This is a genomic window from Hymenobacter sp. GOD-10R, assembly GCF_035609205.1.
Classification (GTDB): domain Bacteria; phylum Bacteroidota; class Bacteroidia; order Cytophagales; family Hymenobacteraceae; genus Hymenobacter.
In genome coordinates this window covers 2,092,667-2,106,096 of record NZ_CP141184.1, presented here as the reverse complement: position 1 = coordinate 2,106,096, position 13,430 = coordinate 2,092,667, and the positions used below count along the sequence as shown (strand labels likewise).

11 protein-coding genes are annotated in these 13,430 nt (G+C 56.5%); 5 read left to right on the top strand and 6 right to left on the bottom strand.

Going from position 1 to position 13,430, the window contains the following annotated elements:
• Positions 1–43: 43 nt before the first annotated feature.
• Together SD425_RS08550 and SD425_RS08545 are read right to left on the bottom strand one after the other, a co-directional pair.
• The gene (locus SD425_RS08550) at positions 44–3,400 is read right to left on the bottom strand and encodes a DUF5107 domain-containing protein (protein ID WP_324677447.1); all 3,357 of its coding nucleotides are present in this window, start codon (positions 3,398–3,400) and stop codon (positions 44–46) included.
• Between the two features lie 35 nt (positions 3,401–3,435).
• Positions 3,436–4,806, bottom strand: a complete 1,371-nt coding sequence (locus tag SD425_RS08545; protein ID WP_324677445.1) for a sugar porter family MFS transporter — start codon at positions 4,804–4,806, stop codon at positions 3,436–3,438.
• Positions 4,807–5,026: 220 nt separating this feature from the next.
• Between SD425_RS08545 and SD425_RS08540 the strand changes: the two genes are divergently transcribed.
• Positions 5,027–5,899, top strand: coding sequence for an AraC family transcriptional regulator (locus SD425_RS08540; RefSeq protein ID WP_324677443.1), 873 nt, complete (start codon positions 5,027–5,029; stop codon positions 5,897–5,899).
• Between the two features lie 322 nt (positions 5,900–6,221).
• Positions 6,222–7,370, top strand: coding sequence for an MBL fold metallo-hydrolase (locus SD425_RS08535; RefSeq protein ID WP_324677441.1), 1,149 nt, complete (start codon positions 6,222–6,224; stop codon positions 7,368–7,370).
• 35 nt (positions 7,371–7,405) lie between these two features.
• Here the strand turns inward: SD425_RS08535 and SD425_RS08530 are convergent, their stop codons facing one another.
• The gene (locus SD425_RS08530) at positions 7,406–8,212 is read right to left on the bottom strand and encodes an inositol monophosphatase family protein (RefSeq protein WP_324677440.1); all 807 of its coding nucleotides are present in this window, start codon (positions 8,210–8,212) and stop codon (positions 7,406–7,408) included.
• A gap of 82 nt (positions 8,213–8,294) precedes the next feature.
• Complete coding sequence (locus SD425_RS08525; protein WP_324677438.1) at positions 8,295–9,161, bottom strand: AraC family transcriptional regulator; 867 nt, start codon at positions 9,159–9,161, stop codon at positions 8,295–8,297.
• Positions 9,162–9,588: 427 nt separating this feature from the next.
• Between SD425_RS08525 and SD425_RS08520 the strand changes: the two genes are divergently transcribed.
• The gene (locus tag SD425_RS08520) at positions 9,589–10,281 is read left to right on the top strand and encodes a type 1 glutamine amidotransferase domain-containing protein (protein ID WP_324677435.1); all 693 of its coding nucleotides are present in this window, start codon (positions 9,589–9,591) and stop codon (positions 10,279–10,281) included.
• Between the two features lie 140 nt (positions 10,282–10,421).
• Entirely contained in the window at positions 10,422–10,742 is a 321-nt protein-coding gene (locus tag SD425_RS08515; protein WP_324677433.1) for a putative quinol monooxygenase, read from the top strand.
• A gap of 6 nt (positions 10,743–10,748) precedes the next feature.
• Here the strand turns inward: SD425_RS08515 and SD425_RS08510 are convergent, their stop codons facing one another.
• Entirely contained in the window at positions 10,749–11,315 is a 567-nt protein-coding gene (locus SD425_RS08510; RefSeq protein ID WP_324677431.1) for a Crp/Fnr family transcriptional regulator, read from the bottom strand.
• Positions 11,316–11,553: 238 nt separating this feature from the next.
• Positions 11,554–12,375 (bottom strand): alpha/beta hydrolase, encoded by an 822-nt coding sequence (locus SD425_RS08505; protein ID WP_324677429.1) that lies wholly within the window; start codon positions 12,373–12,375, stop codon positions 11,554–11,556.
• Between the two features lie 551 nt (positions 12,376–12,926).
• Here SD425_RS08505 and SD425_RS08500 point away from each other — a divergent pair.
• On the top strand, positions 12,927–13,349 hold the full coding sequence (locus SD425_RS08500; RefSeq protein ID WP_324677428.1) for a VOC family protein: 423 nt from the start codon (positions 12,927–12,929) through the stop codon (positions 13,347–13,349).
• Positions 13,350–13,430 lie beyond the last annotated feature (81 nt).

The following is a 13,430-nucleotide window of genomic DNA, read 5'->3' as shown; positions in this document are numbered from 1 at the left end:
GCAGCTAGATCCTAGCTGGCATCGGGCAGGAAGGAGCCCGGCGCTAAGCAGGCAGCGAAGGGGCATTTGATGGACGCAGCAGCTGCAAGTGAGTATGGGCGCCAGCATGGCGGCTGTCCTGCTGCAACACGGCTGTCAAGGCAGCTTCGGCTTCCGTTAGTTGGCCTAGCCCTAGGTAACCTAACCCGATAAGGTAGCGACAGTGCAGGGCGTTGCGCCGACTTAGATCATCTTCAAATATCAATAAATCAGGCAGAGACACGGCAAAGTAATCGAGCTTCACTTCGTCGTTGAGGTGCGCTTGACCGTAATGCAGCAGGTTGTTAAAAATGGCTTGTTCTCGCTCGGGCGAGCCTAGCTGCCTCCAGGCTAAGCCCTGGTAGAATATCTGGTCGGGTTGCGGGTCGTTGTAGAACAGCGCGGCCGTGGGGGTACTGCTGCCAGTGGTGGCCTGCTGCCAAGCGCCGCGCGCAGCTTCGAGCTGTCCTAGGGCCTCGTAGGCGCAGCCAAGCCAATAGTGCAGCTCATTTTCGGGCGCACCGGGTAGCTTGCCCTCACCTAAGTTGTGAGGGTAGCTGGGCGCCAGCGCCTGGCTGAGGCGGACGACGGCCGTGGCCGGCTCCCCGGCATGCAGGTCGGCCTTCGCTAGGGCGAGTAGACTACGTACATATTCGCCCGACACCTTGCCCTCGCCACCCTCCCATGGGTGAAAGCGCCTAGCCATCAGCAGCTCATACGCTCGGGCGGGCTGATCGAGCTGATTGTACAAGGCTACTCGCTCCAGGTACAAGTCGTCGCGAAACTCCACCGCCGGCAGATGCGCTTCTAGCAAAGCCAACTGAGCGGCGGGTGCGTAGTTAAGCCGACGATATAGCTGGGCTAGCTCCATGAGCACGCGGGCATCATTGGTAGCCAGGGCAAAGGCTTTTTCCAAGTACGCCAGCGCTTTTTCGGGCTCTTGGCGCTTGTTGAAGTAGGCGATACCTAGGTTGCGCAGGGCGGTCGGAAACGTAGGGTTGCGGGCGGCGGCCACCTCCCAGGCGGCTATTGCCTCGTCGTACTGGCGCTTATCGTACCAGAGGTTGCCGAGCAGATACGGCGCGTAGGCATCGGCGGGGTTAAGAGTCGTCGCGAGCTGTAGGGCGGCAATATCTTCCAGCCGGTTGGGAAAATGTGTGGCCAATGGGATAGTCGCGCCTTGTTGGGCGTACGCCCGTGCCTCGTCTTCGTCCCCCACTTGCTGGCTGAAATAGGCTAGGTGGTACGCCACCAGCGGATCGGGAGCAGCGGCGCGCAAGGCCAGTGTCAGGAGCTCAGTGGCTTCGGGGTAGCGGCCCATAGCGCCGTAGTCGAGGGCGTATTCGAGGTAGTTGTGCGCTTCGTTGCGCGCCAGCGTTTGCAGTTGGGCGAGGCTAGCATCGGCTTCGGCGGCACGGCCAGCTGCGCGGTGCGCCAGCGCTTGCTCTAGCAGAGCGCCTAAGTTGAAGCCGTCGCGGCGCAGGGCTTCGGCGCAGGTGACCAAGGCCGCGGCAGGCTGGCCTAACAGGCGTTGGGCCGCGGCTTGCACCACGTACGCTTTGCTGTTGCGGGCGTTGCGGTCCAGCGCCCAGCCGACGTGCTCTAGAGCTAGCTGATAATGTTCTCGCGCAACGTCCAGTTGGGCTACCGCGAAGTAGGCGCTGTCTTGCCAGGCGCTGTTCCATGTCGCCTTAAAGAAAGCAGTGTACGCTTCGTCAGGTCGATTTTGGTGCTTCAGGCTAAGCCCTAGGTTGTAGTAAGGCTCGCCGTCGTAAGGATTAGGGTTACGCTGCGTGAGGGTAGCAATGGCCTGCCGGAAATAAGGCTCACTCTTGGCAAATTGCCCCCGACGCAAATACCAAGCTCCCAGCGCATTGTTGTTGCGCGCATCCTGTGGGTCACGGCGGAGCGCTTCTTCATAATAGGGCACGGGGCTGTACGTGGCGTGCCGGTACTGCTCCAGGTGCTGGCCAGTCAAGAATAGCTGCTCGGTGCTGGCAACCGCCTGCGGCTCCAGGGCTGGTTTGGCGGGCTGGGGCACCTCATTTTGCTTGTTGGCGGCAGGTGCGTAGCGCAGCAGTTCTCGCCCTTGAGCATCGTGGATAAGCACTAGCCACTGCTGCTCGGTTGTGCTGGGAGGTAGGGCCACCTGCTGCGCAAAGCTTTGTTCGGGAGCTAGGTCGCGGGTTTCATCTAGCACCGGCTGACCAGCTACCAGCAGCTGCACCCGGCAGTTGGGCTGGGCGGAAGTCACATACACCAACACTTGAGCCGCATCAGGACCGGTCGCTTCCACGTTCACCAGCACATCCTTGGTAGCATTTTTGACCACGCCCAAGGTTTGGTAGGGCAAGAAATACTGCGTAAACGACTTCTCCTCGTAGGGCATTAGCCAGCTGAAATCTGGCTGATTATCCGTGAACATGCCCGTCATTAACTCGATGTAGGGGCCATCCTCGTCGGTTAGGTTACGGTCCCAGGCCCGGCCAAAATCGCCATGGCCCCAAGTCCACTGCTTCTTGCCCGGCGACACGTGGTGGTCGGCCACGTGCAGCAGTCCGGCCTGCGTGTCGTGCTCGTAGCCGCCCACAAAGTCGTAGTCGGAGTTGACGGCCATGTAAGACGTAGGCACCGGAATATTCTTGTAGCGCGAGATGTCGGTACCGGGCGCATAATCGACCTTGTAGTAGGTACCCGTGGCAATGGGGAACGTCGACACGTCGCGCTTGCCGTGGTCGAATACGGCGTTCACATCGGGCGGAAACACCGACTGGTAGTCGTCGTTGACGTGCACGGCCGGGTTGGCCCACCACAAAAACGTTTGAGGCAGCGAGGTACGATTGTAGAGCTGAGCCTTAATTTCCAGGTAAGCACGGTCGGGGTGCAGCGTGAAGCCAGTCAGGCCCTTGGTGCGAAACATGCGCTCCACTTCGTTTACCCAGACCGTGGCGCTGCCGTCGGCGTGTTGTTCCAGCCGAAAATCCACCGGCTCAAACGTGCTGGGGCGGTGGTGCTGAGGCCAGTTGAACTCAATCCCTCCCGAAATCCAAGGACCTGTTAGTCCAACTAGCGCCGGTTTAATTACTTGATTGTAATAGACAAAATGGCGCTGCTTGAGCTTATCGTAGGCCATCTGCACACGGCCACCTAGCTCGGGTAGAATCAAGATTTTCAAATACTTATTTTCCAGAAACAAGCCCACGTAGTCACGGTCTTGCTTCTCGTCATAGATCTTGTCGATGACCGGGTGCGGATACACCGCGCCGCTGCTGCCCTGGTACACCCGCTTCTCGAAGAACATGGGGTTTTTGTCGGGCTCGCCCACCCCGTAGGTGGGGATAGTCACCGTTTCCTGCCACACGGATACCGTCGAAGATTGCATAGTTATTCGCTGTTAGCTTGTTCGCTATCCAAAAGTTAGTGCCGGGCGAAGGTGCCCTCTAGCTGCTCCAGGGTTTGCCCCTTAGTTTCCTTCACTTTGGCCCGCACGAAGAAGAAGCCGAGCAGGCAAATACCCGCGTAGAGATAAAAGGGCCCGTAGGTGCCAATAGCTTGAGCCAGAATCGGAAACGTGAACACCAAGATGAAGTAGGCACCCCACAGCGCCACCGTGGCTACCGACGAGGCTACGCCCCGGATGCGGGTCGGAAAAATCTCAGAAATCACAACCCAGGTTACTGGGGCCAAGGACAGCCCATAGGTACCAATGGCCGCCAGCACTACCACCGACACTAGCCCTGGCGCAGCGTGGGTCTGGAGCAAGAAGGCCAGTGCCAAATAGCTTATCGTCAGTCCTAGCGAGCCAAACAGCAGCAGCGGCCGCCGCCCTAGCCTATCCACCAAGAACATGGCTACTAGTGTAAAACCTAGGTTGACAACCCCAATCCCGATGGTTTCGAGCAGTTGACGGTTTAGGTCAGCGCCTACTGCCGCGAAGATGGTAGAGGTGTAGTTAAACACCACGTTTATACCACAAAACTGCTGGAACACGGCTAGCGCTACCCCCACCACTACAGCTGGTCGCACATCGGCGCCCAGCACATCCCCAAACCGAGCCCTAGGTTCGTCACTATTTGCTCGCGTGTCCAACCCAGCCAACGTGGTTTCGACAAACGCCGGATTGCCGATTTTGTGCAGCACGGCTTCGGCACGTGCCACTTGCCCCGCCTGGGCCAGCCAGCGTGGACTTTCGGGCAGCCACAGCACTCCCAGCAGAAACAGTACGGCCGGCACCGCGCCCAGCCCAAACATCCAGCGCCAAGCGTCTGGGCCTTGATCCGCCAGGAAGTAATTCACCAGGTTTGTCACCAAAATGCCCACCACAATGGTGAGCTGATTAATCGCCACGTTGCGGCCCCGCACGGCGGCCGGCGATACTTCGGCGATGTAGAGCGGGCTCAACATAGATGCCATCCCGACCCCTATTCCGGCGGCAAAGCGTGCCACTACAAACAGCGTCAAACTCGGCGCCAGAGCCATCGCCAGCGACGATACCGCGAAGATACCCGCCGCTAACAGCAGGCCGGGCCGCCGACCATAGCGGTCGGCCAGCTGCCCGGCCACTAGACATCCAACCATGCAGCCTAGCGCCAGCGAGCCAGTTAGAAAACCCTCCCACCAGGCCGTAAGCGCAAATTGCTGGCGCAGAAAGGGCAGCGCCCCAGAGATTACTGCAAAGTCGAAGCCGAACAGATAGCCGCCTAGGGCTGCGATGAACGCAATACCAACGATATAAGCCGAGTGAAATGCCACTGCTGGGGTAGCAGGCACGGATGAGAAGGAAGCCATAGGCACGGGTGGGAATGGAGGGAAGCTCAGCAGACAGGAAGTTCATCCCTCAGCTAGTAGCACGAGAGCGGGTTCGGGTAATCCTAGGGCGGTAAGATAGTCGCTAAGAAGTATCCCTGACCTGCTGCAAAGATGAGTACCTAGCTACCGCTTGGAAATAGCTTTTCCAACGAAAAGATGGACGATACAACGGTCGCCGCTTTAGCTACCTTTACGTTCCATGAAAGAGGGATTTCAGGGGCAACGAGCCTATAGCTTACCGGTAACGCTGCTACACGAAGCCGCTCAGCACCCGCTGTGCCAGGGTCTCTACGTCACCGATATTGGATTTTACCCCGTGGCCCGTGCCCACAAGCGAAACCGACGCGCCGGTAGTGCCCAGCACCTCTTGCTCTACTGCGTGCAGGGCAGTGGTTGGTACCAGCTAAACCACGCTGAAAAACGGCCGCTCCGAGCCAACCAATGGGTCATTTTGCCCGCGCACGTGCCCCACAAGTACGGCGCCGACGAAGCCACACCCTGGACGATTTACTGGTTACACTTTGCCGGCACGCAGGCGGCCGTCTTGCACGCGCATTTGCAAGAGCAGGCGCCAGAAGCTCCCACCACCATCCGGCCGACGGAGGAACGGTTTCAGTTATTCGAAGCTATTTTTTCGCAGCTCACGCTGACCGCTACCCTAGCAGGTATGGTGCAGGCCAGCGCACGCCTAGGGCATTTTCTGCTCTCCCTGTTGCCTTCCGTCAGCCAGCTTGCGCAGCCTTCTTCTGCCGCAGGGAGCATTACGCAGTCTATCCAGTTCATGCGTGAACACCTAACGAGTAGCTTCACGGTACAGGAACTAGCTGCGCAAGCGGGCTTGTCGGCGTCGCATTATACCACACTGTTCCGGGAACAGGTGGGGAGGCCGCCCATTGTGTTTTTCAACTTTTTGAAGGTGCAACACGCCTGCCAGCAACTTACCGATAGCAGCTTGCGCATCAAGGAAATAGCTCATCAGCTAGGCTTCGCCGACGTGTATTACTTCTCCCGCGTGTTCACCAAGGTAATGGGTATCTCGCCCCGGCAGTTTCGCCAAGGCGACCGGGCGTAAGTCAGACTAGTATAGGCCACATGCCAGGGAATAGGTTAGCTACCTTAATTTCCTGGCTGCCCGAGCAAGCCACGGCAGTGCATTCGGTGTAGCCGTATTGTTGGTCTTAATCAGTAATTAGGTCGAGCATCACACACAATTGCTAGCTCTCACTCAGACCTAATGAGTTAGTTCATCCCTTACATTTGACCGGTTACTCTTGCAGACAGCTCTCCAGAGATTCTGGCAAGCAACTACTTGAAGTAGTACGCCGACTCGACCTATGCAGGTTTGCTTAATAGCGACAAAGTCATAAGTAGGCCCTTATCAACCAACGCCAAGCATGCGCAGATCCTTCCAGCATTTCTTTATGACCACCGGCGGGCTGGTTGGGACCGTGCTCTTGGCCGCCGTGGCCTTCCTGTTCCTGAGCCCCGAGTTGGGCGGCAAGCCCACCAAAGATGAACGCCTAGCCTTCGCTCAGAAGGGTCACTATCGAGACGGCGAATTTCAGAACTTGCAACCTACTCAGGTGATGACTGGTGGGAGCACCGTCGGCGTTCTGTGGAAGTTTCTCACGCAAACCGTGCCGGACGCGGAACCAACAGGACCCCTCCCCTGGCAACCGCTCGATTCGCTGACAATCACCCGCAAAACGCCCGAGCTGGTACGCGTGACTTGGTTTGGCCACTCGGCAAGCTTAGTGGAAATTGCCGGCCAGAACCTGTTGCTCGACCCGATGCTAAGCATTGGCATGGGCCCCGTGCGCTGGGCCACGCCGAAGCGCTACAATCCTGAGTTAGCCATCCGTCCCGAGCAACTCCCTCCCCTCGCAGCGGTGCTGATCTCGCACGACCATTATGATCACCTCGACTACCAGACCGTGCAGAAAATCAAGGATAAGGTAGGTTTGTTCTGCGTACCGCTCGGCATCGGAGCTCATCTGCGGGCCTGGGGCGTGGTCCCAAAGCACATCCGGGAAGTGAGTTGGGGCGACAGTGTACGCCTACCTGGCCTCACGTTGATCAGCACGCCCAGTCGCCACTTTTCGGGGCGCGGCCTAGGAAATCGCAACTCCACCCTGTGGACCTCCTGGGTAGTTCGAGCCTCTCGCACGCGGCTGTTCTACACCGGAGACGGTGGCTACGGCACTCATTTCGCCGAAATCGGACGCCAGTATGGCCCCTTCGACCTAGCCCTGGTTGAATGCGGACAGTACGACGATGATTGGGCCGAGATTCACATGAAGCCAGAGCAAAGCGTGCAAGCCGCGCTGGATGTACGCGCCCGTGTGATGCTGCCCGTGCACTGGGGCGCCTTCACAGAAGCTCGCCACGCTTGGAACGAGTCGGTGCGGCGTGCAACCGCGGCGGCAACCGCGCACCCTAACCTACAGCTCACTACCCCTTACCTAGGTCAGCCAGTGGTACTCGGGGCGCCGTTACCGCAAAAGCGTTGGTGGGAAGGGCCGTTACAGAAACGGCATGAGTAAGTCGCTGCGCATGCCATGCGAGGTGTTGGTATATACTACTGACTATCATAGCCATATGATACAAAGGCACTCCCTAGGCCCGGCGCGGTGACGAGCAGACTATCAGCCGCCCAGTGCCAGGGCTGGCCGGCAGCCGTCAGCACCTCAGCGCCGGCCTCGCGCGCAATGAGCAGTCCTGGAAGCCAGTTTTCTAGGTCGCGTCCCACTTGCAAGAACACATCGAGCCGGCCCGCTCCTATATAAGCTAGCTGTAGGCCGTGTGGGCCATAGTTGCGCACCACCCCGTAGTTGCCGAGCAAGTTTTCTAGACCCTGACTTACCCGCTGACGCAGCATCATATCTTGGTCTAGCCCGTGGGTATGCTCAAATACAGCGACCATACCTCCTGGCTCGCGCTTGGTGCTAGGGTGCAGCGGAGCCTCGTTCACGAAGGCACCAGCTCCTGCCTGGGCCCAAAATAGCTCCTGAGCCAGCGGGTCGTAGATGGCCGCGAAGATGGGTTCTGCTTGTCGCATCAGCACGAGATTAATGGTCCAGCCCGGCAGCTGTTGCACGTATTGGATGGCTCCGTCCATGGCATCGCAGAGCCAGTACTCGGCTGGCAGTGCAGTGGCGTCAGCGGAGAGGGCAAACTCGTCAGCCGCCAGCCAGGGAGTATTAGGGAAGGCCTCCGCCAGCGCGCCTTGCAGAGCGGCCAAGCAACGGGCTTCGATATCGGCAAGACGTGCCTGTAAGTCAGGCATCGTCTGGGGCACGGGTAAGCGGCGAAAATTCGGCAGAAACAAGTCGCCCGCGGCGCGAATGGCAGCGTGAATAGCTGCCGTGTCAGAAGCAAGTAGCATACGAAAAAGAGGGTGAAGTATGCTAGCAAAGGAAGCGGGTTCCTTACCTTGAAAAGTAGGCCCAGAGGCGGCAATAGTAGTCCTATTCGCGGATAGTACGCCGAAATTGTTGGGGTGTCAGCCCAGTAACTTTCTTGAAGAGCTTGCCAAAGTACACGGGCTCGTCGTAACCTAGGGTGTAGCCAATATGCTTGACGCTTTGGTCGGAGTAATAGAGCAACCGCTTCGCTTCGAGAATGGTACGCTGTTGCAGGTGCGTACTCACCGAGGAGCCACTCAATGCCTTAACCGTATCGTTCAGGTGCGACGGAGTTACAGCCAGAGCTGCGGCATACTGGGCAGGCTGCTTCCAAGTTGTAAAGTGCTGGCGTAACAATTGCCGGAAACCATCGAGCAAGGCTTCACCCCGGGTAATGCTCACCTCAGCGCTGGTGGCCGGCGGGGCCAGTAGTCCGGCCACCAAGTGGAGCAGCGCCGCCAATAATGCGTGTAGCATTGGCCCGCTGTGGGCGTTAGCCGCTACCTCCGTCTGGCAGTCGGCTAGCAATGCTAGCAAGGTATTGGCCCGCCCCTCAAACGTGAAGTGCCCGGTTAGCGGTAGCGGTTGCCGCAAGCGTTGCTCCAGCAAGTCGCGGGCCTGTTCGTCTACTAAGCTAGGCTCAAAGCTGACACCCCAGCCCTGAGGCGTTATCGCCTCGCGTAGCCGGTGCACCTGACCGGGGCTGATGAGCAGCAACGTCGGCCCAGCCAGAGCTAGGTCCTCAAAATCCAGCGTCAGCCGCAGCTCTCCCGCCTGCAGTAACACCAACAGGTAGTGCGCGTCACGGTGTGGGGCTCGGTGCGAATGCTCGGCTTCCGGAGCGGGTAAGGATAAGGAACGTACCAGCACGCCGGCTCTCGCTAGTGGGGAGAGTGGGTAGCTCGGCATGAGGGAAATAGCGGTTTTCACGGATAACCAGTAGGCTGAACGGTCAGGAGCTCATACTACTGGTATCTGGCCGAAATGGGTTTGTAGCACATGGCCTGACCTAATATCCCATGTCTGAACTGCCGTGTTCCGCTTCACCTAGCCTTCTACCTAAGTGTGCAGGCGGAGGTGCCGAGTCTAATTCGCCACTGAATTAATCGAAAAAAGATGGCCGATTCACCACAGGCGCGTCACCTTCTCGGATGCGCGCCTTTAAGGCTCCTTGTGACATTAATCACATGCATTTTGTGACCTAGCTCCTTCGCCTCCCTGCCTCGATGGCTCACCTTTGCATTGTCATCAAGCAGCAAGGAAAGCTCTCATTCGCTTAAGGATGATCAATAAACCAAGCCGCTGCGGCGCCGTCACAAACAAGCAAAAGGTCAGTTCACTCTCACTCCAATTTCAGATGAAATACGTTCTTTTTATCGTCACCAGCGCGGCCGAAATTGGCCCCAATCATCGTAAAACTGGCTATTTCTTCGCAGAGGTAGCACACCCCTACCACGAATTCATTGCGCAAGGCTACACCGTGGATTTTGCGACGCTTCAAGGCGGAACGCCTCCCTATGATTCCTACGACGCGAATGATCCGCTCATGAAGGAGTTCTACGAAGGCAAAGGCTTTGCACGTCTCAACAACAGCCGCAAGTTGAGCGAGGTAGACGCGAGTGCCTACGATGCGGTCTTCATTCCGGGTGGGCTAGGTCCGATGGTAGACATTGCTCAGGACCCGTTGGTAAAAAAGACCGTGGCAGAGGTGTATGAGCGTGGCCAAGTTCTCGGGGCCGTTTGCCACGGGCCAGTCGCACTACTCGATGCTAAACTCTCCAACGGAAAATACCTGGTCGACGGCAAGCAGATTTCGGCCTTCACAGAAGAGGAAGAAAGAAACTACGCCATTGCAGATGTGCCGTTCATCCTGGAAAAAGCCCTCCGAGACCAAGGCGCGCGCTTTGCCGAAGTAGAACCCTGGCAAGCCTTCAGCGTGGTAGATGGCCTATTGGTAACGGGCCAAAATCCTGCTTCTGCGGCTGCCGTAGCCCTGGATATGATCAAACTGTTGGAAACGAAGCCTGTGACGACTTCAGCTAGCAACTAGTTACCAAAGGCGTAGGGCCAACCTAGCTTGCTCCTGTATCTTCCTGAATGGGGCATACAGCGCCACTCGCAGCATCCTCACGTGCCGCCCATTGGTCGCACAAGCTCTTCAATTTCAATCCTTACCAAACTCCCAAGTACATGGAAGAGAATAAAGTGTTTTTCATGGTTAAGTGGCAGATTCAGCCGGGTCAAGAGGAAGTAGTTCGTCAAGCCCTCACGCAACTGGTCGCGCATAGCCGCTTAGAACCGGGGTGCCTTTACTATCAGCCTCACGTAAGTACCGCGCAGTCGGACTTGGTCTATATCTACGAAGTATACGCTAGCGCCGCAGCCGCCCTAGCCCATCGGGAAACAGAGCATTTCCAGCGAATTGTGTTGGGAACAATCGTCCCGTTGCTGCTCTCCCGGGAAGTGGTCGACGTCACTCCTATTGCCGAAGTGGTAAACTCCCGTTTCTAGCCGGCTTTAGGAGCGCCGAAGGCGACTGAGTGTTTCTCGCGTCACGCCCAGATAGGCCGCTATAGCCTGTTTAGGTACGCGTTGGGAAAGGTTGGGATAAAGAGCAAGCAGCTTTTCATACCGTTCCTGTACGCTTAGGTTCATGCTGGCCAGAATACGCTGCTGCATGGCAATGAAACCCGCCGTGATTTTCAAGCGAAAGAAGTGCTCTATTTTGTGCATTTCCGCGCATAGCTTGTTCCGGTCAGCCAACGAGATGGTTAGTACCTCTCCCTCTTCCAAGCTGCTGAGGAGCATCGTGGCCGGCACCTTGTTGAAGAACGCCTGATAGTCGCTTATCCACCAGTCCTCTAGCGCAAACTGGATGATATGCTCTTTCCCTTCTCGGTCGATGTTGAAGGCTTTCAAGCAGCCCGCCACAACAAAAAACTCATACGGAACCGGCTCTCCTTCCTCGATCAGAAACTGATGTTTGCGTACCTTCTTACGGGTAAAGTGCGCTAGTACATAGTCGAACTCTTCATCCGAAAGCGGTGTGATTCTTTCAATATGTTGACGGAGAGGATGGTGCATAGAGCAATGGAATCAACTCAAATCTCACGTGGCGGACTGAAGCGGTGAAGATAAGGGTGGTCGGGTAAACCAAGAGAAAATGGGTGGCACTGTACCGAACCCATCAAAAGATGTAGCTTCTGTAAGCGGCTAATTAAGGCAACCTCTTTCCTAGCGTCCTTTTTCCCTAGACCTATAACGAAAAAAGCTGCCCTAGCTATAGGGCAGCTTTTCGTTATGTCATCGAAGGGATGCAGTTCTATCCTTGGATGAAGGCTAGCAAATCCGCATTGATGGTAGCGGCCTCGGTGGCGGGCATACCGTGAGGAAAACCAGGGTAGGAAATCAGCTTGCCGTGTTGCAGCAGCTTGATAGACTTGGCACCGCTGATAGGGAAAGGCACGATTTGGTCGTCTTCGCCGTGCAGCACCAACACAGGGACATCCACGCTTTTCAGATCGTCGGTGAAATCAGTTTCCGAGAAAGCCTTGATGCCGAAGTAGTGCGCGTTGATCCCACCGCTCATACCCTGCCGCCACCAATTGTCACGGATGCCCTGCTTCACTTGGGCACCTGGGCGGTTGTAGCCGTAGAAGGGCAGGGTAAAATCCTGGAAGTATTGTGGCCGATTGGTGGCCGTGCCTTCGCGAATTTCATCAAACACTGACATTGGTACCCCATCGGGGTTGTCGGGAGTTTGCAGCATGAGGGGCGTTACAGCGCTGATGAGCACAACCTTCGCCACGCGACCCTTAGCGGCGCGGGCAGCGTAGCGAATGGCAACGCCACCTCCCGTCGAGTGACCAATGTGGACGGCATCGTGCAGGTCGAGGTAGTCACCTAGCTCCACGATATCGGCCACGTAGGTGTCCATATCGTGGCCAGTCGCGGCTTGCGCCGAGCGGCCATGTCCGCGCCGGTCGGCCGCGATAACCCGGTATCCCTTATTGAGGAAAAACATCAGCTGGGCGTCCCAGTCGTCGCTCGATAGCGGCCACCCGTGGTGGAATACCAGCGGCTGGCCGGTGCCCCAATCCTTATAATAAATTTCGGTGCCGTCTTTTACAGTGATGGTAGGCATAGCGCTGTTGTAGTAAGTGAAGTGAGAAACGAGCCAAGCTATCTGCTGCCGTACGCCACTCAGTAGCCTTGTCGTGCAAAACTATCCGATTGGCAGGTTATCTGGGCGGTAAAAAGGCCAGCTTTACCGGTACTTTTAGCGGATTTTACTAGGCTTAGAAAAGATAGGTAACGCTATCGGTCGGCGTATACTGGCAATCTATAACCAAGTGGTGAAAGAAAGCAAGCCGATGCGGCACACACAGCGCACCACGTTGACTACCTGATGCATACACAAACGCTATTTGCATTGCAGCGGTAGCGAAGGAATGATACCTTGCCTATCTAAGAGCCAGGTGGGCGGCTACAGCACACGACCATGATGCGAAACGAAGTTTAGAACTTCTCCCGCTCCTCACTGATTTGTTGCGCTGTCTCCTGACCGCATGTCTCAAACAGGTTTTTACAGATTATACGCCCGTAAAAAACAGAAAATACCGTGAGCTAACGCTGATAATCTATTCAGTTGTAACCGTTCCTACTAGTTTGCTACTCAACCAAAAAGACCATAAAATGGAAGAGCAAAAAAATGTAATACCCAACACTTCTGCACCAAGCAATGCAACCCCTAAGGTCACTGGCATTGGTGGGATTTTCTTTTTTTCAGACAATCCGAAGGAGACGAGAGAGTGGTACGCTCAAAACCTAGGGTTCGACATTACGGAGTGGGGTTCGAGTTTTGAGTCTAGAAGTGCGAACAATCCTGACGAAGTAACTCATCTGCAATGGAGCCCTTTCCAAACAGGAAGTGACTATTTCGCGCCTTCAAAAAAGGAGTTCATGATTAACTACCGGGTTCAGAATATTGAAGGGCTTGTGCACAAACTCAAAGAAAACGGGGTAACCATACTGGACGACATTGCTAGCTCCGACTATGGCAAATTCGTGCACATCATGGATACCGACGGCAACAAGATTGAACTCTGGGAACCTTGATAAGTGAGCCGATAAGAGCGCGTTTGAGGATTCCGAACTCCGCTAAACGAAGCGTGCTAGCAGTAGCTAGGGGGTGCAATT

Excerpts from the sequence above, each read along its gene's own strand:
- SD425_RS08550 (WP_324677447.1), bottom strand. The coding sequence starts at position 3,400 with ATGCAATCTTCGACGGTATCCGTGTGGCAGGAAACGGTGACTATCCCC.
- SD425_RS08545 (WP_324677445.1), bottom strand. The coding sequence starts at position 4,806 with ATGGCTTCCTTCTCATCCGTGCCTGCTACCCCAGCAGTGGCATTTCAC.
- SD425_RS08540 (WP_324677443.1), top strand. The coding sequence starts at position 5,027 with ATGAAAGAGGGATTTCAGGGGCAACGAGCCTATAGCTTACCGGTAACG.
- SD425_RS08535 (WP_324677441.1), top strand. The coding sequence starts at position 6,222 with ATGCGCAGATCCTTCCAGCATTTCTTTATGACCACCGGCGGGCTGGTT.
- SD425_RS08530 (WP_324677440.1), bottom strand. The coding sequence starts at position 8,212 with ATGCTACTTGCTTCTGACACGGCAGCTATTCACGCTGCCATTCGCGCC.
- SD425_RS08520 (WP_324677435.1), top strand. The coding sequence starts at position 9,589 with ATGAAATACGTTCTTTTTATCGTCACCAGCGCGGCCGAAATTGGCCCC.
- SD425_RS08515 (WP_324677433.1), top strand. The coding sequence starts at position 10,422 with ATGGAAGAGAATAAAGTGTTTTTCATGGTTAAGTGGCAGATTCAGCCG.
- SD425_RS08510 (WP_324677431.1), bottom strand. The coding sequence starts at position 11,315 with ATGCACCATCCTCTCCGTCAACATATTGAAAGAATCACACCGCTTTCG.
- SD425_RS08505 (WP_324677429.1), bottom strand. The coding sequence starts at position 12,375 with ATGCCTACCATCACTGTAAAAGACGGCACCGAAATTTATTATAAGGAT.
- SD425_RS08500 (WP_324677428.1), top strand. The coding sequence starts at position 12,927 with ATGGAAGAGCAAAAAAATGTAATACCCAACACTTCTGCACCAAGCAAT.